Annotated in this window: 22 protein-coding genes; 12 read left to right on the forward strand and 10 right to left on the reverse strand. The window is 43.8% G+C overall.

The annotated features are described in order from the left end of the window. Window positions 1-235 precede the first annotated feature (235 nt). From nagA to asnB, 4 genes are all read left to right on the forward strand, one after another. On the forward strand, window positions 236-1372 hold the full coding sequence (gene nagA, locus R7Q09_RS17785) for an N-acetylglucosamine-6-phosphate deacetylase (protein ID WP_151514582.1): 1137 nt from the start codon (window positions 236-238) through the stop codon (window positions 1370-1372). Window positions 1373-1374: 2 nt separating this feature from the next. Continuing rightward, window positions 1375-2589 (forward strand): DNA-binding transcriptional regulator NagC, encoded by a 1215-nt coding sequence (nagC, locus tag R7Q09_RS17790; protein ID WP_005382105.1) that lies wholly within the window; start codon window positions 1375-1377, stop codon window positions 2587-2589. 81 nt (window positions 2590-2670) lie between these two features. Then, window positions 2671-4260 (forward strand): cation:proton antiporter family protein, encoded by a 1590-nt coding sequence (locus R7Q09_RS17795; protein WP_047102890.1) that lies wholly within the window; start codon window positions 2671-2673, stop codon window positions 4258-4260. Window positions 4261-4490: 230 nt separating this feature from the next. Continuing rightward, a complete protein-coding gene (asnB, locus tag R7Q09_RS17800; protein WP_005384979.1) occupies window positions 4491-6155 on the forward strand; it encodes an asparagine synthase B in 1665 nt (554 codons plus the stop codon). Window positions 6156-6270: 115 nt separating this feature from the next. Here the strand turns inward: asnB and rfaH are convergent, their stop codons facing one another. Next, entirely contained in the window at window positions 6271-6771 is a 501-nt protein-coding gene (gene rfaH, locus R7Q09_RS17805; RefSeq protein ID WP_213870012.1) for a transcription/translation regulatory transformer protein RfaH, read from the reverse strand. 334 nt (window positions 6772-7105) lie between these two features. On the opposite strand from rfaH, the gene R7Q09_RS17810 reads away from it, so the two are divergent. Beyond that, a complete protein-coding gene (locus R7Q09_RS17810; protein ID WP_213874636.1) occupies window positions 7106-8494 on the forward strand; it encodes a peptide MFS transporter in 1389 nt (462 codons plus the stop codon). A 49-nt stretch (window positions 8495-8543) separates the two neighbouring features. On the opposite strand, the gene hemH is transcribed toward R7Q09_RS17810, so the two are convergent. From hemH to htpG, 3 genes are all read right to left on the reverse strand, one after another. Further along, entirely contained in the window at window positions 8544-9506 is a 963-nt protein-coding gene (hemH, locus tag R7Q09_RS17815; protein WP_171344862.1) for a ferrochelatase, read from the reverse strand. Between the two features lie 167 nt (window positions 9507-9673). Further along, window positions 9674-10318, reverse strand: a complete 645-nt coding sequence (gene adk / locus R7Q09_RS17820) for an adenylate kinase (protein ID WP_005382094.1) — start codon at window positions 10316-10318, stop codon at window positions 9674-9676. A 320-nt stretch (window positions 10319-10638) separates the two neighbouring features. Next, entirely contained in the window at window positions 10639-12543 is a 1905-nt protein-coding gene (htpG, locus tag R7Q09_RS17825) for a molecular chaperone HtpG (RefSeq protein ID WP_213874635.1), read from the reverse strand. 271 nt (window positions 12544-12814) lie between these two features. Between htpG and R7Q09_RS17830 the strand changes: the two genes are divergently transcribed. From R7Q09_RS17830 to R7Q09_RS17845, 4 genes are read left to right on the forward strand one after another with little or no spacing between them, the layout of a single operon-like run. Further along, complete coding sequence (locus tag R7Q09_RS17830) at window positions 12815-13693, forward strand: transcriptional regulator (protein ID WP_130546537.1); 879 nt, start codon at window positions 12815-12817, stop codon at window positions 13691-13693. Window positions 13694-13704: 11 nt separating this feature from the next. Continuing rightward, the gene (toxS, locus tag R7Q09_RS17835) at window positions 13705-14220 is read left to right on the forward strand and encodes a transmembrane regulator ToxS (protein WP_005382091.1); all 516 of its coding nucleotides are present in this window, start codon (window positions 13705-13707) and stop codon (window positions 14218-14220) included. Window positions 14221-14266: 46 nt separating this feature from the next. Further along, window positions 14267-15022, forward strand: a complete 756-nt coding sequence (locus R7Q09_RS17840) for a sulfite exporter TauE/SafE family protein (protein WP_213903610.1) — start codon at window positions 14267-14269, stop codon at window positions 15020-15022. Between the two features lie 21 nt (window positions 15023-15043). Next, window positions 15044-15322 (forward strand): SelT/SelW/SelH family protein, encoded by a 279-nt coding sequence (locus R7Q09_RS17845; protein ID WP_005382088.1) that lies wholly within the window; start codon window positions 15044-15046, stop codon window positions 15320-15322. A 39-nt stretch (window positions 15323-15361) separates the two neighbouring features. On the opposite strand, the gene yfcE is transcribed toward R7Q09_RS17845, so the two are convergent. The 6 genes from yfcE to R7Q09_RS17875 form a co-directional block, all read right to left on the reverse strand. Next, window positions 15362-15907, reverse strand: coding sequence for a phosphodiesterase (yfcE, locus tag R7Q09_RS17850; RefSeq protein WP_005389637.1), 546 nt, complete (start codon window positions 15905-15907; stop codon window positions 15362-15364). 75 nt (window positions 15908-15982) lie between these two features. Next, the gene (locus R7Q09_RS17855) at window positions 15983-16192 is read right to left on the reverse strand and encodes a hypothetical protein (protein ID WP_005382086.1); all 210 of its coding nucleotides are present in this window, start codon (window positions 16190-16192) and stop codon (window positions 15983-15985) included. 149 nt (window positions 16193-16341) lie between these two features. Beyond that, complete coding sequence (locus R7Q09_RS17860) at window positions 16342-16749, reverse strand: CBS domain-containing protein (RefSeq protein WP_031781352.1); 408 nt, start codon at window positions 16747-16749, stop codon at window positions 16342-16344. Next, complete coding sequence (locus R7Q09_RS17865) at window positions 16746-17096, reverse strand: P-II family nitrogen regulator (RefSeq protein ID WP_005382084.1); 351 nt, start codon at window positions 17094-17096, stop codon at window positions 16746-16748. The genes R7Q09_RS17860 and R7Q09_RS17865 overlap by 4 nt, the downstream gene beginning before the upstream one ends. Beyond that, window positions 17086-17877 carry a DUF1538 domain-containing protein gene (locus tag R7Q09_RS17870; RefSeq protein ID WP_005382078.1) on the reverse strand — a complete coding sequence of 264 codons (792 nt, stop codon included), beginning with the start codon at window positions 17875-17877 and terminating at the stop codon, window positions 17086-17088. The genes R7Q09_RS17865 and R7Q09_RS17870 overlap by 11 nt, the downstream gene beginning before the upstream one ends. Continuing rightward, a complete protein-coding gene (locus R7Q09_RS17875) occupies window positions 17874-18608 on the reverse strand; it encodes a DUF1538 domain-containing protein (RefSeq protein WP_005382077.1) in 735 nt (244 codons plus the stop codon). The genes R7Q09_RS17870 and R7Q09_RS17875 overlap by 4 nt, the downstream gene beginning before the upstream one ends. A 255-nt stretch (window positions 18609-18863) precedes the next feature. Here R7Q09_RS17875 and R7Q09_RS17880 point away from each other — a divergent pair, with 255 nt between their 5' ends. The 3 genes from R7Q09_RS17880 (at window position 18864) to R7Q09_RS17890 (ending at window position 21977) form a co-directional block, all read left to right on the forward strand. After that, window positions 18864-19778: a TIGR01777 family oxidoreductase gene (locus R7Q09_RS17880; protein WP_005382076.1), complete on the forward strand. Its 915-nt coding sequence runs from the start codon at window positions 18864-18866 to the stop codon at window positions 19776-19778. A gap of 44 nt (window positions 19779-19822) precedes the next feature. Continuing rightward, entirely contained in the window at window positions 19823-20650 is an 828-nt protein-coding gene (locus tag R7Q09_RS17885) for an SDR family oxidoreductase (protein WP_213912466.1), read from the forward strand. Between the two features lie 472 nt (window positions 20651-21122). Continuing rightward, on the forward strand, window positions 21123-21977 hold the full coding sequence (locus tag R7Q09_RS17890) for a co-chaperone YbbN (RefSeq protein ID WP_054578026.1): 855 nt from the start codon (window positions 21123-21125) through the stop codon (window positions 21975-21977). The last annotated feature ends 3 nt before the right edge of the window (window positions 21978-21980 follow it).

Below are 21980 nucleotides of genomic sequence, written 5' to 3' on the forward strand. Positions count from 1 at the left end.
TGGTATCTAGGCGGGTAAATCACTGTAACTTTGCTCTGAAAAAGAATCATAAAAAACCATACAATTATTACTTTTCAGTTAGTTACTATGACAATAACATCGATAAAACGCGACTTGCTGTATGTGACTCGTTATCTAATTCAGTGATACAAACTAAGTACCCATATGACTGAAGCAGTCTCTACTTAGATAACGATATAGAAATTGAATTCTCATCTATAAGGACTAGCTGACTATGTACGCGCTAAGTAACTGTAAAATTTATACCGGTAGTGATGTTCTTACCGATCATGCGGTCATCATCGAAAACGATCTTATTCAATCTATTGTGCCGGTTTCTGAGCTACCTCAAAGCATCGAAGTAAAAGACCTTGCAGGCGCTAATCTAAGTCCAGGCTTTATCGATCTGCAGTTGAACGGTTGTGGCGGTGTAATGCTAAACGATGCAATTACCCCTAAAACCATGCAAATCATGCACCAGGCAAACCTCAAATCTGGCTGTACTAGCTTCCTGCCAACACTCATTACGTCATCTGATGAAGATATGCGAACTGCAATTGCCGCAGCTCGTGAGTACCACAACAAGTATCAAAATCAATCGCTTGGTTTACACCTCGAAGGTCCTTACCTTAACGTCGCGAAAAAAGGCATCCATAACGTCGATTTTATTCGCCCATCAGACGAAAGCATGATCGACCTTATCTGCGCAAACGCCGATATCGTAGCGAAAGTAACACTAGCACCTGAGCATAACGACCCAGAGCATATTGCGCGATTAAAGGCTGCTGGCATCGTGGTTTCAATTGGCCATACAAATGCAACCTACGCCGAAGCACGTAAAAGCTTTGAAGCAGGCATTACTTTTGCTACACACCTCTTTAATGCAATGACACCAATGGTTGGTCGTGAACCAGGAGTTGTTGGTGCAATTTACGATACTCCTGACGTATACGCTGGCATTATTGCTGATGGTTTTCACGTCGACTACGCAAACATCCGAATTGCTCATAAAATCAAAGGTGACAAGCTTGTTTTGGTGACGGATGCCACAGCTCCAGCAGGTGCTAACATTGATCACTTTATTTTTGTCGGTAAGAAAGTATATTACCGAGATGGTAAGTGTGTTGATGAAAATGGCACGCTAGGCGGCTCAGCTTTGACAATGATTGAAGCAGTTCAGAATTCAGTTGAGCACGCGGGGATCGCTTTAGACGAAGCTCTACGAATGGCCACGTTATACCCAGCAACAGCAATTGGTGTTGAGGATCGCCTTGGCCGAGTTCGAAAAGGGATGGTTGCAAACCTGACTATTTTCGATCGTGACTTTAAAGTAAAAGCGACGGTTGTTAACGGACAATACGAGCAAAATTAAGCATGAATGGCGGACAGATTGGTAATGTAGATTTAGTAAAACAGCTTAACAGCGCTGCGGTATATAGGCTGATTGATCAGCAAGGTCCTATCTCCCGTATTCAAGTCGCGGACGTGAGTCAGCTCGCGCCTGCTAGTGTTACCAAAATAACCCGCCAACTTTTAGAGCGCGGCCTTATTAAGGAGGTCGCCCAACAAGCTTCAACTGGTGGTCGTCGTGCGATCTCTTTGACTACTGAAGTCAAACCTTTTCATTCGATTGCCGTTCGCTTAGGTCGAGATTACGTACAGTTCAGTTTATACGATTTAGGTGGCACCGCGCTGGCAGAAGATCAGCATGAATTGCACTACACTAACCAAGCAGACTTAATCGCAGGGCTTATCGATTTATTAAAAGATTTCGTAAGCCGTTGCGAAGACAAAATTGATCAACTCATCGCTATCGGCATCACTTTACCGGGCCTTGTTAACCCAACAACTGGCGTGGTCGAATACATGCCTAATACCGATATCGATAATCTTGCTCTCGGTGAAATTGTTGGAGAGAAGTTTAATACAGCATGCTTTGTTGGCAACGACGTACGTGGCATGGCGTTGGCTGAGCACTACTTTGGAGCAAGCCAAGACTGCCAGGATTCTATTTTGGTTAGCGTCCACCGCGGTACTGGCGCAGGTATTATCGTTAACGGCCAGGTTTTTCTTGGTTTTAACCGCAACGTCGGTGAAATTGGTCATATCCAAATTGACCCGCTTGGTGAGCAATGCCAATGTGGAAACTTTGGCTGTTTAGAAACCGTAGCTGCAAACCCAGCGATTATTCAACGAGTGAAGCAACTGATTACTCAAGGATACGAATCAAGCTTAACCGACCTTGAAAACATCACAATTGAAGCGGTATGTCAGCACGCAATGAATGGTGATGAACTTGCGAAACAGAGTTTAGTGCGAGTGGGCAACCAGCTAGGTAAAGCGATTGCGATTACGGTTAACTTATTTAATCCACAGAAAATTGTAATTGCTGGCGATATTACTGCAGCACAAGATATTGTTTTCCCTGCAATTCAACGCAATGTAGAGAATCAATCTCTTAAAACTTTCCATAACGACCTCCCTATCGTGGCTTCTCACATTGATAAGCAGCCAACGATGGGCGCATTTGCGATGATTAAACGCGCTATGCTGAACGGAGTTTTGTTACAAAAGTTACTGGAAGACTAAGTTTATACAACCAATTGAGTTACAATCTCGGGCTGTGTTTTCACAGCCCGTTTTTGTATATCAGGAATACAGCTTAACAGTATGGAAATTATTCTAATTACAGCCGCTTTTTTAGCTGGTTTTATTGCGCTTAAATGCAGCCTCCCTCCCCTCGTTGGTTTTCTACTAGCTGGATTTGGCTTGCATGCATTTGGTTACCAAAGCAATGACGTTATCGTCACTCTCGCAGATCTTGGTGTTACTCTTCTTCTGTTTACTATTGGACTCAAACTCGATGTAAAAACCCTGCTGTCCAAAGAAATATGGGGAGGGGCAACCGCCCACAACATACTCTCTACCGCTTTTTTTGCCCTAGCGTTATCCGGCTTAAAACTACTGGGCTTGACTTCGCTAGCCAGTATGGACGGCAGCCAAATCCTGCTTTTAGCTTTTGCACTATCGTTCTCTAGTACCGTTTTTGCCGTAAAAGCATTGCAAGAAAAAGGCGAAATGAACGCGACCTACGGCACACTCGCGATCGGTATCTTGGTTATGCAAGATATTTTTGCCGTAGTATTCCTGACTGCTTCAACCGGAAAAGTCCCAGAATGGTATGCCATCGGTTTGTTCGCACTGCCTTTCCTTCGTCCTCTATTCTATAAGCTGCTCGATAAAGTTGGCCACGGCGAAATGCTAGTGCTATTCGGTATTTTCTTCGCGCTTGTTATCGGTGCTGGGCTATTCGAGTTGGTCGGGATGAAACCAGACTTGGGCGCGCTAATTTTAGGCATGCTACTCGCAGGTCACCCAAAAGCCTCAGAACTATCCAAGTCATTATTCAATATGAAGGAGCTCTTTTTAGTCTGCTTCTTTTTAAACATTGGTTTATCCGCCTCATTGAGCGTGAATGGCGTCGTTCTCGCCCTGCTATTTATCTTACTGCTACCAATCAAAGGACTCTTGTACTTCGTTACTATTAATCATTTTAAGTTTCGAGTACGTACCTCTTTGCTCGCCTCTTTATCACTATTTAACTACAGTGAGTTTGGTCTTATTGTTGCAGGGTTGGCCTATAAAATGGGCTGGATGCCAAGTGATATGCTTGCTGCGATTGCGGTTGCGGTGTCGGTATCCTTTGTAATTTCCGCGCCACTTAACCGCCTTAGCCATAAAATTTATCAACATTCAGGTAAGTGGCTGCAAGAGACAGCGGTAGAAAAGCTCAATCAACGCGACCAACTCATCAACCCAGGTCATGCCCAAGTATTGATCTTAGGTATGGGGCGTATTGGGACGGGCGCTTATGATGAGCTACGCTCACGCTATGGCAAAATTTCATTGGGTATAGAAATTCGTGAAGACGCTGCACATCATCATCGTTCAGAAGGAAGAAATGTTATTTCTGGTGATGCCACCGACCCGGATTTCTGGGAGCGAATTTTAGATACAGGTCATGTAAAACTGGTTCTGCTTGCAATGCCACATCATCAAGGTAACCAAACAGCACTTGAGCAGCTTAAACGCAGAAAATATAAGGGGCAAATTGCCGCTATCGCCGAATACCCAGATCAATTGGAAGGCTTACTTGAAAATGGCGTTGACGCAGCATTCAATATTTATAGTGAAGCTGGTAGCGGTTTTGCTCGACACGTCTGTAAACAACTTCAACCTAAATTCACACCAATTAAATAAGCAACAGCACTGATATTTTTCGGAAGGCTTTCTATTGATAGAAAGCCTTTTTTGTATAGTTTTTATACCAAACCTTGATCTCATTCACCAAAACAACGGTTGAGTTAAATGTTTTCCATACAACAAGGCCTTTTATCATTTTTTTAATCACAAAACGTTGCTTTTTTTATTAGTAATGGCAAATTTAAACCATACCGATTAGAAATTGTTTAGTTTAGTAAGGATGTAGTATGTGTTCAGTATTTGGCATTTTAGACATTAAAAGCGATGCAGCCGCATTGCGCCCTATCGCATTAGAGATGTCGAAAAAACTTCGTCACCGTGGCCCAGACTGGTCTGGGATTTACTCTTCAGAGCGTGCTATTTTAGCGCACGAGCGCTTGGCGATTGTTGGTCTAAATAGTGGTGCACAGCCGCTATACAGCCCTGATAAGAAGCTCATCCTTGCCGTCAATGGTGAAATCTACAACCATAAAGAAATTCGTGCTCGTTACGAAGGAAAGTACGAATTTCAAACCGATTCAGACTGTGAAGTCATTCTTGCACTTTACCAAGATATGGGTGCAGATCTCCTTGAAGAACTAAACGGTATTTTCGCTTTTGTGCTCTACGACGAAGAAAAAGATGAGTATTTAGTCGGCCGTGACCATATTGGTATTATCCCTCTTTATCAAGGTCACGATGAGCATGGTAACTACTATGTGGCATCAGAGATGAAGGCTCTTGTTCCAGTATGTAAAACAGTAAGTGAATTCCCTCCTGGTAGCTACTACAGCTCTAAAGATACTGAGCCAACACGTTACTATGTTCGTGACTGGAACGAGTACGCAGCAGTACAAGGTAACAGCACTAGCAAAGAAGAATTGACTGAAGCGCTAGAAGCGGCTGTTAAACGCCAACTAATGACTGACGTGCCTTACGGTGTACTTCTTTCAGGCGGTCTAGATTCTTCTATTACATCTGCGGTAGCAAAACGCTTTGCAGCGATGCGTATTGAAGATGATGAAAAGTCTGAAGCTTGGTGGCCTCAACTGCACTCTTTTGCTGTTGGCCTAGAAGGCGCGCCTGACCTGAAAGCAGCTCGCGAAGTTGCCGACCAAATTGGTACCGTTCACCACGAAATGACGTACACGATTCAAGAAGGTTTGGACGCGATTCGTGACGTGATTTACCACATTGAAACGTATGACGTGACGACTATCCGCGCATCAACACCTATGTTCTTAATGGGTCGTAAGATCAAAGCGATGGGTATCAAGATGGTATTGTCTGGTGAGGGCGCTGACGAAATCTTTGGTGGCTACCTTTACTTCCACAAAGCGCCAAACGCGAAAGAGTTCCACGAGGAGACAGTGCGTAAACTGCTTGCTCTGAACATGTTCGACTGTGCTCGTGCTAACAAGTCGCTGGCAGCATGGGGAGTTGAAGGACGCGTACCTTTCCTAGATAAAGAGTTCATTGATGTAGCAATGCGCTTGAACCCAGCAGACAAGATGTGTGGCAACGGTAAAATGGAGAAACACATCCTTCGTGAGTGCTTCGAGCACTACCTGCCAGAATCGATCGCATGGCGTCAAAAAGAGCAGTTCTCTGATGGCGTTGGCTACAGCTGGATCGATACGCTGAAAGAAGTAGCAGAACAGAAAGTGACAGACCAGCAGATGGAAACAGCTCAATATCGATTCCCATACAACACGCCAACGACAAAAGAAGGCTACGTGTACCGTGAAATCTTTGAAGAGTTATTCCCACTTCCATCAGCAGCAGAGTGTGTACCAGGAGGCCCTTCAGTAGCGTGTTCTTCAGCGAAGGCGATTGAATGGGATGAATCGTTCCAAAACTGTGTTGACCCATCAGGTCGTGCAGTACAGACCGTTCACAACGACTCATACTAATTCTCTACGATAAAGATAAGGGTCGGTTCGTCCAACCCTTTTAAAACAGACAAAAAATTAGATACGATCAAAAAGAGGTGCTTTTGCACCTCTTTTTATGTTTGATGGAATTAGGCTATTTTAAATCTAAATCACTATTGTCTATGCTGACAGGCACACGCTTGGTGATCATCTGAACTAGCATAATTGAGCGTTTCTCACCATCTTGTTCTTGGAATATGGCATCTATGCCCGCAAATTGACCGCTTTTAACTCTAATTTGATCGCCTGGTTTTGGCATGCATTCAGAAACGGTATTGTCATTACAACACTTTTCTAGCTTCATCAATTCGAAGACCAAATCACCTTGAACTTCTTTCGGTTGAGCACCAAAACGCACAAAGTCAACAACACCTCGAGTAGAGCGGACTGAGGTGAAGTTTGGCCCTTGCTCATAATCAAAGTAAGCGAATACGTAACAAGGAAACAGCGGTTCCTCGACTTTTTGTCTTTTACCGCGCAAAATCTTCTCAACTTCTACAGTTGGATAAAAGCACTCCACACCTTGGTTTTCAAGGTGTTGTTTCGCCCTAACCTGCTCCCCACGTTTACAATAAAGTAGATACCAACGTTTCATCTTTTTACTAGCCAATTCTATTTTGTTTTTATCCTAGCATTAAGCCAAAGTTGAGTCATTGATATTCAGTTTATCTATAAAAGTATGATTATACATCGCTCGCATTAACGACATTTTTTCAGCAACTTACGATAAAGAAGTCCATAGGCAAAAATGGAAATTAAGTTTGTAACACCACCAATACACCATCATATAATCTGCAAATCCAATCAAAAACAGCTACTTAACAAACAAAAATAGTCGAATGGCAAAATTTTATTATTTGTCACTCGTTGAATTGCATTGTATACGTAGAAGTCGTTAAAAAATGTAATAACTATTATTAGAAGAGCTTATGTCAAACCAACATCAATATTTTGGTCATCCACGTGGCCTGTTCTTATTGTTCGGTACAGAACTGTGGGAACGCTTTTCTTACTACGCAATGCGTGCCATTCTCGTGCTTTACCTCACCGATACAACAATGAACGGCGGCCTTGGCTGGTCAACCAAAGACGCATTAGACCTATACGGCATATACACAGGGCTTGTGTATATCACGCCTCTTATCGGTGGTTACCTAGCAGATAACTATTTAGGTCAACGTCGCTCAATTTTGCTTGGTGGCGCGTTAATGGCCATCGGCCAGTTTACTCTTGCACTTCCTGCTGATGCTTTAGGTATTGGTTCGCTACACAGTTTCTATTTAGGTCTTGGCCTACTTATCACTGGTAACGGTCTCTTTAAGCCAAATATCTCAACCATGGTTGGCGACCTTTATCAAGAAGGTGACAACCGTCGTGACGGCGCATTCACTATCTTTTATATGGGTATCAACTTAGGTGCATTACTTGCCGGCGTCGTTTCTGGCTCTGTGACAACCTCTTACGGTTGGAAAGCAGGCTTTGTTGCCGCTGGTGTGGGTATGCTGGTTAGCCTAGTGATGCAAATGGTACTGGCTCAATCATGGCTTGGTGATATTGGTCGCGAACCAGCGGCGAAACGAGATCTAAACAACAAAAACGCCACCACGAAGCAGCCACTCAACAAAGAAGAAGTGAATCGACTAAAAGTAATTCTGGTCATGAGCTTATTCACTATTGTCTTCTGGGCAGGCTTTGAACAAGCTGGTGGTCTGATGAACATCTACACTCAACAATATACTGATCGCATGATTGGTGGTTTCGAAGTTCCTGCTGCGTGGTTCCAATCACTAAACCCATTTTTCATTATTACTCTAGCGCCAGTTCTGGCTGTCCTTTGGGTAAAATTGGGTAAACGTGAACCTACTTCGCCAGTGAAATTTGCGATGGCACTATTTTTCTTGGCGATTGGTTTCCTTTGTATGGTTGGCGCAGTGCTAGAACAAGGTGGAGATACAACAGTAAAAACATCGATGTTATGGTTGGTCGGCGCTTTCTTCTTCCACACATTAGGCGAGCTGTGTTTATCACCAATTGGTCTTTCATTGGTGACTAAATTAGCACCGCTTCGCTTAGCTTCACTTATGATGGGTGCATGGTTTGGCTGTAATGCGATTGCTAACTATGTTGCGGGCTATGTGGGCTCTCACGTAGGCGAGTTAGGCGCTATGGCTATCTTTAGTGGTATTGCGGTCAGCGCAACCGTAAGTGGCGTAATTTTGCTCCTATTCTCTAATACACTCGTTCGCTGGATGCATGGCGCTGAAAATACGCACAGCACGGCAGAGCAAGTAGAAGAGCAGCAAGTACAAGTTGCTTGATCGCTCAACTAAACGTAGAAAGGGTCGCTATTGCGACCCTTTTTTGTATCTAAAGTTTAGATTGAACTAACTCAACCATCATCTCGATATGAAGTTCACTATCGTTCAAACAAGGGATGTAGGTAAAGTTTTCACCACCAGCTTCAAGGAAAATCTCTTTACACTCTTCCGAGATCTCTTCCAACGTCTCTAAACAATCTGACGAAAATGCAGGGGTCACAACATTAATATTTTTCACACCCTTTGCAGGAAGTGCCTCTAGGGTCTTGTCGGTATAAGGTTGAAGCCACTCTTCTCTCCCAAATCGGGACTGATACGTCATGCCAATTTGTTGTTCGCTTAAACCTAACGCTTCCCCAAGCAAGCGAGTCGTCTCTTCACAATGCTGTGGGTAAACATCACCATTGTCAGCATAGCGTTTTGGAATACCATGATAAGAACACAGCAGGTAATCTCCCTGACCATTCTTTTGCCAATGTTCACGAACTGAATGCGCTAACGCTTCAATATATTTCGGGTGATTGTAATAATCACGAATAAAGCTAAAGCTTGGCATCACAGGCAGGTTTTTAAATGCTTTAGTGATTCCGTCAGAAACCGCTGCCGTTGTTGTTCCCGAGTATTGCGGATACAACGGTAAAACAATGACTTCATCAACGCCTTGCGCCAATAGGGCTTCAAAGCCTGATTGTAAACTTGGGTTACCATACGTCATACCAAGCTCTACAGGTATATCAAGCTTTTGTGCTAACTTTTCAGTTTGGCGTTTAGAGTACACCATCAACGGCGAGCCCTCTTCCATCCATACTGATTGATAGAGTTTGGCAACTTTAGGAGCTCGGATAGGAAGGATAACGCCGTGCAATAGTGGACACCAAAGCCATCGAGTCATGTCTACCACTCGGTGATCATGAAGAAACTGACTTAAAAAGCGCTTTACGGCAGGAGCGGTTGGTGCGTCAGGAGTTCCCAGGTTAACTAGGAGTACACCCTGTTTATTATTCTCTTTCATAACATCCTATTCATGGTAAACGGCTTGGTTCATATATTTAAGTAACCTCGAAGTAACGAATAGCCGAGCTGAAGTTAATTAGATATATGTTTACGAGTAAACTAAAAAAAGCGACCACTTGGGCCGCTTTCAATATATCAAAATATTAAATTTTTGACTTCAGCAAATTAAGATAGTGCTTTCTCGATATCCGCACTAACTTCAGCTACTTGCTTAGTACCATCAAACTTAAGGTACTTAGTCTTGCCTGCTTCAGCTTCTTTGCCGTAGTAGTTGATTAGCGGTGCAGTTTGCTCGTGGTAAACACCTAGACGAGCACGTACTGTTTCTTCTTTGTCGTCATCACGAACAACAAGATCTTCACCAGTTACATCATCTTTACCTTCCACTTTAGGCGGGTTGTAAACCACGTGGTAAGTGCGACCAGAAGGAAGGTGAGCACGACGACCAGCCATACGCTCAACAATTACATCGTCTGCAACGTCAAATTCGATAACGTAGTCTACGTCTACGCCCATTTCTTTTAGGCCGTCAGCTTGAGGGATAGTACGTGGGAAACCATCTAGTAGGAAACCGTTTGCACAGTCTTCTTGAGCGATGCGCTCTTTGATAAGACCAAGGATGATTTCATCAGAAACTAGCTGACCAGCGTCAATAACAGCTTTGGCTTGTTTACCAAGCTCTGTACCTGCTTTGATAGCAGCACGAAGCATATCACCAGTAGAGATTTGTGGAATACCGTATTTTTCCATGATGAAGTTTGCTTGTGTGCCTTTACCTGCACCTGGAGCACCTAGAAGAATGATGCGCATGATTTATCCTCTTTAATATTTAAGATTTATACCGAAGCTCACAATAGCTGACCTCTTAGACATCAAACCTGAGAAGCACCTGCAACGATAAGTTTCGGTATAACGTATATAGGCGAGCAAAAATACACGCCTTATTACTCACATTCAAGTCGCAGATTCTATCACAGGTTCTCTGAGCAAAGAGTGTATTAAGACTAAAGAATGTTAACAGTACCCTCTTTCACGCCCTATTGATTATTAACTCAGCACTTGAGATGCAAAATTTTGCGACAACAAACAAAAAGCTCGCGAAATGCGAGCTTTTTGATTTGCAGAGGTTATTACACCTTAGTCAAAAGTTGATTAACGGCTCCTAAGAACTCTGTTGGGTCCTCAATAGAGCCTCGCTCCGCTAGCATTGCCTGACCAAGCAGAACTTCAACCCAGCGACCAAACGCTTCTTCATCGGCTTCGTCAGCCATACGCTTAACCAATTCGTGCTCAGGGTTTAGCTCAAAGATGTATTTCACTTCCGGCACAGCTTGACCAGCTGCCGCAAGAAGCTTCGCCATTTGAGTGCCCATTTCGTAATCGTCCGTTACCACAACAGCAGGCGTAGATGCGAGTTTGAAGGTCGTACGAACTTCTTTCACACGATCGCCTAGGTAAGACTTCGTGCGCTCTACAACCGACTTGAACTCTTCTTCGGTTTCTTTTTGCTTCTCTTTTTCTGCTTCATCTTCAAACTGACTTAGATCAAGCCCAGCTTTAGTGATTGACTGGAACTGTTTACCATCAAACTCAGTTAAGTAGTTCATCAGCCACTCATCAATGCGGTCGTACATCAAGATAACTTCAATGCCTTTCGCTTTGAACTGTTCTAAGTGAGGGCTGTTTTTCGCAGCTGCATAGCTGTCTGCCGTCAAGTAGTAGATCTTATCTTGACCTTCTTTCATGCGCTCAACGTAAGACGCCAAGCCCACAGTTTGCTCAGAAGAGCCCACTTCAGTTGAAGCAAAGCGCAATAAACCTGCAACTTTCTCTTTGTTTGCAAAGTCCTCCGCAGGGCCCTCTTTCATCACAAGACCAAACTCTTTCCAGAATGATTGGTATTTCTCTTCGTCATTCTTGGCCATACGCTCGAGCATCGTTAGCACGCGCTTAGTACAAGCATTACGTAGAGACTGAGTCACTTTATTGTCTTGTAAGATCTCACGCGATACGTTTAGCGGTAAATCGTTTGAGTCTATTAAACCACGTACGAAGCGTAAGTATGACGGCATAAATTGCTCTGCATCGTCCATAATGAATACGCGCTGTACGTACAGTTTCAAGCCTGATTTGTGGTCGCGGTTCATCATATCCCAAGGTGCTTTCGATGGGATGTATAGTAAGCTCGTGTAATCGTTTTTACCTTCTACACGGTTATGACTCCAGACCAATGGATCGGCAAAGTCATGTGATACGTGCTTGTAGAACTCTTGATACTCTTCTTCTGAAATGTCAGATTTGTTACGCGTCCACAGTGCTTGGGCTTTGTTGATTTGCTCCCACTTCTTCTCATCTGTTTCCTTGCCTTCGTCATCACGAACGACAGTTTGGATTGAAACAGGAATGCCGATGTGATCAGAGTACTTACTGATAACGTCACGTAGACGCCACTCATTCAAAAACTCTTTACCCTCTTCACGCATATGAAGAATGATATCGGTACCACGTGACTCTTTGGTAATGTTTTCGATGGTGTACTCACCTTCACCCGCTGAGTGCCATTGTACCGCTTCATCAGCGGCTAGACCCGCAGCGCGAGTGCGCACGGTAACGGCGTCAGCAACGATAAATGCCGAGTAGAAACCAACACCAAACTGACCAATAAGCTGAGAGTCTTTGCTCTGCTCTTCAGATAGCTTTGAGAAAAACTCGGCTGTTCCAGATTTTGCGATTGTTCCTAAGTGCTCAATCACATCATCACGGCTCATACCGATACCGTTATCAGAAATGGTTAAGGTATTTGCGCTTTCATCAAACGACAGTTTCACGCAAAGGTCTGCATTACCTTCGTATAGATCTGGGTTAGATAACGCCTGAAAGCGCAGTTTGTCTGATGCATCTGATGCGTTAGAGATCAGCTCGCGCAAAAAGATCTCTTTATTTGAATAAAGAGAATGGATCATTAAATGCAGTAGTTGTTTTACTTCTGATTGAAAACCACGAGTTTCTTTATTTTGAGATACGGTTTCGCTCATGTGTGCTCCATAACATCTAAACTAATTGGCTTTTTCATAGGGACAAGTTTGTGATTTTCCCCTTGAAATCACCTTACCGAGATGTCATTTAACATGTGGCTGACAAATGTAAATTCAAGGTCAATATTGCTAAAAACGGTGTTTTTTTAGAAAATTTTAATTATCCTACCCGTCTAAAAGCATCTAAAATGTCGTGCGCACTCCAAGCGCCCCGGTAATTTTGTGACATAAATCACCATAATTACAACATCATCCATCTAAGAAGAACTAAATGACTAACATTGGCACCAAATTTCTACTTGCTCAAAGGTTCACCTTTGATCCAAATAGTAATTCGCTCGCTGACCAACAAAACGGCAACGACGTTGTACGATTAGGAAGCAACGAAAGCCGTATACTTCTGATGTTGGCAGAGAGACCAAACGAAGTTTTAACCCGTAACGAGCTTCACGAGTTTGTTTGGCGTGAGCAAGGTTTTGAGGTGGATGACTCAAGCCTGACTCAAGCGATTTCTACTCTGCGTAAGATGTTGAAGGATTCAACAAAATCTCCAGAGTTTGTTAAAACGGTACCTAAACGTGGCTACCAACTCATTTGTTCAGTGGAACGCTTGAGCCCATTTTCTACTGACTCTAACACTGACGTTGAAGAAACCGCTTCTGAACAAGAAGCGCCAGCAGTGGAGTTAGAAGCGAGCGATATGCCACCAACAGAGGTAGTGACTGATACTACTGCTGATCTTGAGCCTCAAGTAGAGCCGACTAAAACTCAGCCGAAGCCAGCATCTAACACGATTAACTGGCTACCGCGTGTCATTATCTTTTTGTCTCTGCTGCTTCCTGTTTGCGTATTGTTATTCACGAACCCTGCGGAATCCCAATTCCGTCAGATTGGTGAGTATCAAAATGTACCAGTGATGACACCTGTAAATCACCCTCAAATCAACAACTGGTTGCCTTCAATAGAGCAATGCATTGAGCGCTACGTGAAGCACCATGCAGAAGACTCGTTGCCAGTTGAAGTGATTGCCACTGGTGGACAAAATAACCAGCTGATTCTGAACTACATTCATGACAGTAACCACTCTTACGAGAACGTAACACTGCGTATTTTCGCAGGTCAAAACGATCCAACAGACATCTGCAAATAAAGGAGGCCAATATGAAGATTAAATTAGCATCTGCGGTTTTGGCCGTATCCGTTCTTTTTAGTAGTTGGTTGTATTGGGGAAGTGACCTAAAAGTGGAGCAGCTCCTCACAGCAAACGAATGGCAGTCGACCATGGTGACAGTCATTACAGACAGCTTGCCTGACGATACTGTCGGCCCACTACGCCGAGTTAATGTTGAATCAAACGTGAAATATCTCCCTAATGGTGACTATATTCGCGTAGCAAATATAAAACTATTCGCTCAAGGTTCAACCGCAGAATCAACGATAAATATCTCGGAAAAAGGCCGCTGGGAAGTAAGTGACAACTATTTGTTGGTCTCGCCTTCGGAGTTTAAAGATATTTCATCTTCTCAATCAAAAGACTTTTCCGAAGCACAGCTACGTTTGATTACTCAAATTTTTAAGCTAGATGCGGAGCAAAGTCGTCGTATTGACGTCGTGAACGAAAAAACACTATTGCTCACTAGCTTGAACCACGGTTCTTCGGTACTGTTTAAAAACTAATTTTGATTGGATGATAAGGGGGCAAGACGCCCCCTTTGTTTTGCTTATGGATTGGCTAGATACCCTTACCCTTTTTTTCGGTTCACTAATCGCCAACACGCTGGCTTCACTTTCTGGTGGCGGAGCAGGCTTGCTTCAATTCCCTTTACTCATCTTTCTCGGCTTACCGTTCTCCGTTGCGCTAGGCACACATAAAGTGGCTTCGGTCGCTTTAGGCTTAGGCGCAGCAAGCACGCATTTAAGATCAGGCACTATTAAATGGAAAATCGCGCTCTACCTTATATTGTCCGGTAGTATTGGCGTGATTTTAGGGGCTAACTTAATTGTACAGATCCCTGATGGTATCGCGGAAAAGATGCTCGGTACGATGATCCTAGCGCTAGGTATCTACTCGCGATTTAAGACATCGCTAGGCCAAGCTGAAGTAATACGTAACCGTCATCCTATCGGTTGGGTTATTGGTGGAATTGGCTTACTGTTTATCGGCATCATCAACGGATCTCTTACCGCAGGTTCTGGTTTGCTCGTGACACTATTTTTGGTGCGCTGGTTTGGTTACGACTACAAACAAGCCGTTGCTTACACCATGATTTGTGTCGGCCTGTTTTGGAATGGCATTGGAGGCATTGCCGTCGTACAGGCAGGGGCGCCTATTCACTGGGTTTGGTTACCTGTTTTATTGTTAAGCTCTTTTCTAGGCGGCAGTTTAGGCGCATGGGCCGCGACTCGATACAGTAACAGAGTGATTAAAGTTGCATTCGAAATTCTCACGTTTGCCGTGGGCATCAAGTTGCTGGTTTAAAAAGATTAAAAGGAAAGTTTCATGGATAAAGCAATCATTGATATTTATTACTGCCGCCAGTGCAACTGGATGTTGCGTTCAACTTGGCTATCGCAAGAATTACTGCATACTTTTAGCGAAGAAATAGAAACAATCAGCTTACACCCGGACACAGGTGGTCGCTTCGAAATTTTCTGTAATGGCCAGCAAATTTGGGAACGGAAAAAAGACAGCGGCTTTCCTGAAGCCAAGGTGCTAAAACAGCGCGTTAGAGACATTATCGACCCAGAACGCGATTTAGGACATTCAGACACAAAATAGGGAGCAATTCGCTCCCTATTTTTTTACTTAGTAAAACCGTTAAATCATGGTTTGTGCTAATACTTCGCCTTCTGGCGTTTTTACCGTTAGCTTATTGTCTTCTAGAGTACCAAAGCTTCTCGGTAAGCCATTACGTGGGAATGTCATCGAGCCTGGGTTGAATATAATGGCTCCGTCTTGCATCTCTGCGACGGGAACATGTGTATGACCGTGGGCGATGATATCACCTTCACGCAGTGGCGGCCGTTTTTCAGAGTTGTACAAGTGACCATGAGTCAAAAAGATTCTCTTGCCAGATTCAAGTAGCACCCATGAGTAATCCATCATCATTGGAAACTTCAATAGCATTTGGTCCACTTCACTATCACAGTTGCCACGTACAGAAATAATTTGATCACTGTATTGGTTCAATAAGTCTGCTACCTGTGGAGGGTTGTAGCCTTCTGGAATAGGGTTTCGCGGCCCATGGTTTAGCGTATCTCCTAGCAAAATCAGGTGGTGCGCACCAGAGGCCAAAAATAGATCAATGGTTTCTTTAGTTGCTGGCAAAGAGCCATGCAGGTCTGAGGCAAAAAATAGTTTCACGACATCGTCTCCTCAAAAAGTATGAGGTCATTCTACGGCATTTTTTTAGCAGCTCAACCTACGACGGTTTGAATACTACTGATAGCGCAATGATTCAATGACCATAGGCAAAACATAGAACCATGCTGCATACGCTGTTCCAACCAACACCAGTATCCAAAACACCATCGACATAAATTTTGATTTGGCTAGATGGTGCAGCGGATCGGGCTCTCCGCATCCTGGACATGCATGAGCGCGTTTTGAGATTTGTTTCTCACACACGGGGCAAGAGACTAAAGGCATGATACAGATTCCTCGACATTAGGCTTAGGGCGCAAAGAATAATGGTGAATTAACACATATGCAACCTAACATATATTAAATATTTTAGTTCTTTGTAACAGTCGCTGACTTGAGAAAAAATTCGTTGATTTTTCATTTATATCAACCTATTACACTTCTTCTCGCACCATACCATTGATGACAATATTGTTATAACTCACCATCCCAATGACCTCGCCACTTTCAATGACCGGCGCTCTGCTTATGCCAAATCGCTCAAACAAACGTGCACAATATTTTACGTTCATATCTGGTTCGACACACAAAGCGGGCTTGGTCATGATTTCATAAATATTTGTGCGCTGAGGAGAACGATTATTCGCCAGCACCTTTTTGGCGATATCATTCATCAACACGATGCCATATTCATCATTATCATCTCGCTTTTTCACCACCAGTGCTTTGACTTGGTATTTTTTCGCTAGCGTTATGCCTTCATAAACTGTCATTAGCCCATCAACCATGACATAAGTAGCCGCCATTACATCTCGAACTCTAATTATCGTTTGACTGCTCATAACTCATCCTCAACCACTTTGGTCAACGTTTCTACTTGATGCGCGACACCGACTGCATCTTCAATATCGATCTGAATAGCAATCCCCTGTCCCGACTCTCTGTCAAATTCACCAACCTCATTAATGGTTTCTAATATGTGTCGAGAGAGATGTTCCTCGACCACAAACAGCAGCACATCTTTTTGCACTTCTAGCGTTAAACCAAAAAACGTTCGCTTTTGATTTAAACCTTGCCCGCGAGCATTGTTAATCACTGTTGCACCGGTCGCACCAGCATCGCGTGCAGCGTCCAACACCTTGTCTGTTTTGCTGTCTTCAACAAACGCAAGTATCAATTTAAAGCGCATTTTCTTCTTCCTCCGAGACGTTTTTATTCAGCCACTGGGTTATTTGCGCATAGCCCATCACAGAGATCATAGGAAATAGACTGGCAAACGCGATCAAGCCAAAGCCATCAATCATTGGGTTTCTTCCAGGGACGGTCGAAGCAAGCCCTAACCCTAATGCAGTTACAAGTGGGACAGTGACGGTAGAAGTTGTTACGCCTCCAGAATCGTAGGCGAGTGGAACAATAAGCTTAGGAGCGTAAAACGTTTGAATCACAACGACGATGTAACCCGCGATGATGTAATAATGAATGGGATCGCCCACGACAATCCGGTAACTCCCTAATGCAATACCAATTGCCACCCCAAACGCAACGGCTACGCGCAAGCCGTTAATACTGATACTGCCTCCAGAGACTTGGTTTGCTTTTATCGCTACAGCGATTAAAGAAGGCTCTGCAATCGTGGTACTAAAGCCTATAAAAAAGGCGAAGGTGTAAACCCAATAATAGTCGACCCACATTAAGGCTTTCCCTACCGATACTTTGAACTCTTGTAAAAACTCCGGCGCCGTTAATTGCACAGCCATCGTCTCCCCAAGTGGAAACAACGCCATTTCTAATCCAAGTAAAAAAAGAGCTAACCCGAAAATCACATAAACGAACCCAAGCAAAACTTTCTTAAGGTTGCTAACAGGACGCCTTAACACGGCTAACTGAAAACCAAAAATAATGCTGGCGATGGGAACGACGTCTCTAACGGTCGATAATAAAGTGTCTAGGAAATGATCAATTGAAATCATGTTACGACCATTCCGTAAACCATCACAAACATCATCGGTAACAGCGAGGCAAAAGCAATTAAACCAAAGCCATCCACCATAGGGTTGCGCCCTTTAATAGAAGACGCTAAACCGACGCCCAGAGCAGTGACCAAAGGTACTGTTATGGTGGACGTGGTTACACCTCCGGAATCGTAAGCGACGCCAATAATGGCTTCAGGTGCAAACCACGTCAGTATTACAACGCCTACATAGCCACCAATGATCATGTAATGAATCGGCCACCCTTTTAAGATACGCAAAACGCCGATAACGATGGCTATCCCCACAGAGAGAGCTACTGTTACTCGAAGTCCTTCTCCGTAATCCTGCATGGACTGCTCTGAGTTAGCGATCATTCCGCCCTCAGCCGCAACTTCTGAGGCTTCTTCCGCTACCGCGGTTAATGCAGGTTCAGCTATCGTGGTGCCAAACCCCAAACAAAACGCAAAGACTAATAACCAAAACACGCTGCCTTTTTTTGCAAAGGCTTGAGCCATACTCTCTCCGATAGGAAAAAGACCAAGTTCTAGGCCAAAGATAAAAAAGGTTAATCCTAAAACGACAAGCAACAAGCCAAAAAGAATGGAGACCAGGTTGGGCAGCGGCTCTTGCAAAACGACTAATTGGAAAAAAGTGATAACAATGATGATGGGTAATAAGTCACGAGCACTATTGAGGAGCGCTCGAAAAAGCGCAACAAATGCTTCCATGCCTATCCTCCTTGATTATGCAAACTGATTACGCTCGTTCCAATGAGCGATAACTTTTAGTCTGGCATAGATTTCACTCTTCTACCGTGAATGCACTAGCGCCATCTATAACATTTAGTTACATATTTTCTAATATGTGAAGTTAATAGCCTCTCTGTCAGCTTGTCACTATCCCAGAAATAATGGTGTTGAGATGATCAAGCTAAGCACAAAACGACTATAATGTTCTAATACGTGTACATTCAAAGAGATAACATGAAGATATTACTCACAGGTGGCACTGGGTTTATTGGCTCGGAGTTGCTCAAGCTGCTATCAACTCACCAGGTTATGCTACTTACACGCTCTCCAGAGCGAGCAAAACAACGCCTACAGCATGCTGATCTGGGTAATATCGAATACCTTGACTCGCTCGAGTCGTTCGCCGATCTCAATCACGTTGATGCCGTCATTAATCTTGCAGGTGAGCCTATTGCGGATAAAAGGTGGACCAGCGAGCAAAAAGAAAAAATCTGCAAAAGTCGTTGGAAAATTACCGAGCAAATTGTTGAGCTGATCCACGCAAGTACCGAACCTCCCTCTGTTTTTATTAGTGGCTCGGCAGTTGGCTACTATGGTGATCAACAAGACCATCCGTTTGATGAGTGCTTACATGTTAATAGCGACGACTTTCCTCACGAGGTTTGTGCAAAGTGGGAGCAAATAGCCAAGCGCGCAGAGTCGGAACAAACACGGGTTTGTCTACTGAGAACTGGCGTGGTACTCGGCCTTAATGGTGGTGCGTTGGCAAAAATGCTATTACCTTACAAGCTTGGCGTAGGCGGCCCACTTGGGAACGGTAATCAGTACATGCCTTGGATTCACATCCTAGATATGGTCCGCGCCATCATGTACTTGCTTGAAACACCACATGCCCACGGTGCATTCAATATGTGCGCCCCCCATCCTGTGACTAATCGTATATTCAGCGGCACACTAGCTAAAACGCTAAAACGTCCGCATATCTTGTTCACGCCTAAATGGGCGATGGAACTCCTAATGGGAGAATCTTCCTGCTTATTGTTTGATAGCATGAGAGCCAAACCCAAAAAACTCACCGAACTGGGCTTTAAATTTAGCTACTCCAGAATAGAGCCAGCACTCAAGCACTTGCTTCATGACCGGAGCTGATGAATGATGGCTCTAATCAAGGTTTCTGAGTCTTAAATTAAATTATGAAAAAGTCGATTCTTATTACGGGTTGTTCAACCGGCATCGGTTACGTGTGCGCTCACGCCCTACAAAACAAGGGATTTAATGTCATTGCATCTTGTAGGAAAGAACAAGATGTCCAGCGCCTAATTAATGAAGGGCTAACCTGCATCAATCTAGACCTAAATAGCCCAGAAAGCATTTCTTCGGGCGTGAAGCAAGCGCTAGAGTTAGCAGAAGGTAAGCTTTACGCAGTGTTCAATAATGGTGCCTATGGTCAGCCCGGAGCACTGGAAGACTTACCCACCGAGGCTCTTCAAGATCAATTTCAGACCAACTTTTTTGGTTGGCACCAGTTGGTCAGAGAAGTGCTTCCTCATATGCGCCTGCAAGGCGAAGGACGCATCATACAAAACAGCTCTGTTCTTGGTTTTGCCGCAATGAAATACCGTGGTGCCTATAATGCATCAAAATTTGCCTTAGAAGGCTGGACAGATACGCTCAGGCTAGAGCTTGCGGATACGAATATCAAAGTGGCATTGATAGAACCAGGACCGATCGAAACTCAATTTAGAAACAATGCATTACGAGCCTTTGAGAAGTGGGTTGATATTGAATCTAGCCCCCATCGTCATGCTTATGAAGGACAAAGAGAGCGACTCAACAACGACAAGTCTAATAATCGATTTGTTTTGCCTGCAGAGTCTTGCATCGCACCAGTTCTTCATGCATTAACTAGCGTTTCACCGAAAATTCGTTATCGAATTACTACACCGACTAAATTATTCGCAGTCTTGAAAAGACTATTACCAACCCATGTACTTGATAAAATTTTGCGACAGGCTGCATAAAAAAGTTTTGTCGAAATGTAATTTCACCGTAACAATGTGATGTCATTATGAACATGTAGGTTAAAAAAACCTCAACTAAACGAATCAATTTCTACGCAATTCAGCGGGGATTCTTTCGCCCAAAGTGATTGAGTTGCTTAGATTTGGTATCGCCACCCATTACGTTTTGTAGCAATGTTTATACTACTGCGAGGCAACAATGACATTAAATCAGCTTAACTGGCTTAGTGTGGGTGTAGTGTTGACCATGTTCATCCTATTTTGATACCGCACTAACGAATAGCATTAGAATTGCGCTGCTTCGGCAGCGTTTTCTTTTTATCTAACACCTGAGCAGCAATAACCTCACTCTATTACCTCACGTTTTCTCAAAATAGAATGATTCATTATTGATGGTGAATGTCGCTTGAATTTCACCTAAATCAACTCCATATCTAATATCAACGACAAGACACAAGGCAAGGATACTCTGATGCAATCCCCATTTATCGTTGAGATAACAGAACAGAACTTTCGCGAAACGCTTGAAGGATCAATGAACACGCCCGTTTTGATCCACTTTTGGGCCAACGCTCAGCCAGAAAGCGCACAGATACTCCCTGAGTTGCAATCTCTTGCTCAACAGTACAACGGTGCATTTACGCTTGCTCTACTAAATTGTGAAGATCAGCCAGCTTTAGCGTCTCAATTTGGCGTGCAAGTATTGCCAACTATCGCGCTGTTTATAAATGGTCAAGCCGTCGATGGTCTGGGAGGCCCCCAGCCAATTGATGCCATTGCTACCATGCTACAAAAGCATTTGCCAAGCCCAGATGAACAACTATTAAAACAAGTCAGTGAACTTCTTCAGCAAGGTGAGCATGCTCAGGCTTTGAGTATCATCCACACTTTGCCGCCAGAGCTGCAAGAGCGTGGTGATGTGAAACTCGCGATGGCTGATTGTTTGCTAGAAACCAAACAATTTGATATTGCCCAAGAACTACTGAACGCTATCCCTCTCGAGTATCAAGATAACTACTACAAGAGCCTAATAGCCAAGCTCGAGCTGCATTTGCAGGCTGCAGATAGCCCTGAGTTACAGCGACTAGAACAAGCATACGCAGCAGACATGGCAAACTTCGAACTCGCTTGTGAATTGGCGGTACAATACAACCAAGTTGGTCGGGATGAAGAAGCGTTGGAACTGCTGTGGAATATTCTTAAAAAAGACTTGGGCGCCCAAGACGGTGAAGTGAAGAAGACTTTTATGGATATTCTCAGTGCGCTAGGTCAAGGTAACGCATTAGCAAGCAAATATCGTCGCCAGCTTTACTCAATTTTGTACTAAGCG

It is taken from the genome of Vibrio sp. 2130-1, from assembly GCF_033339515.1.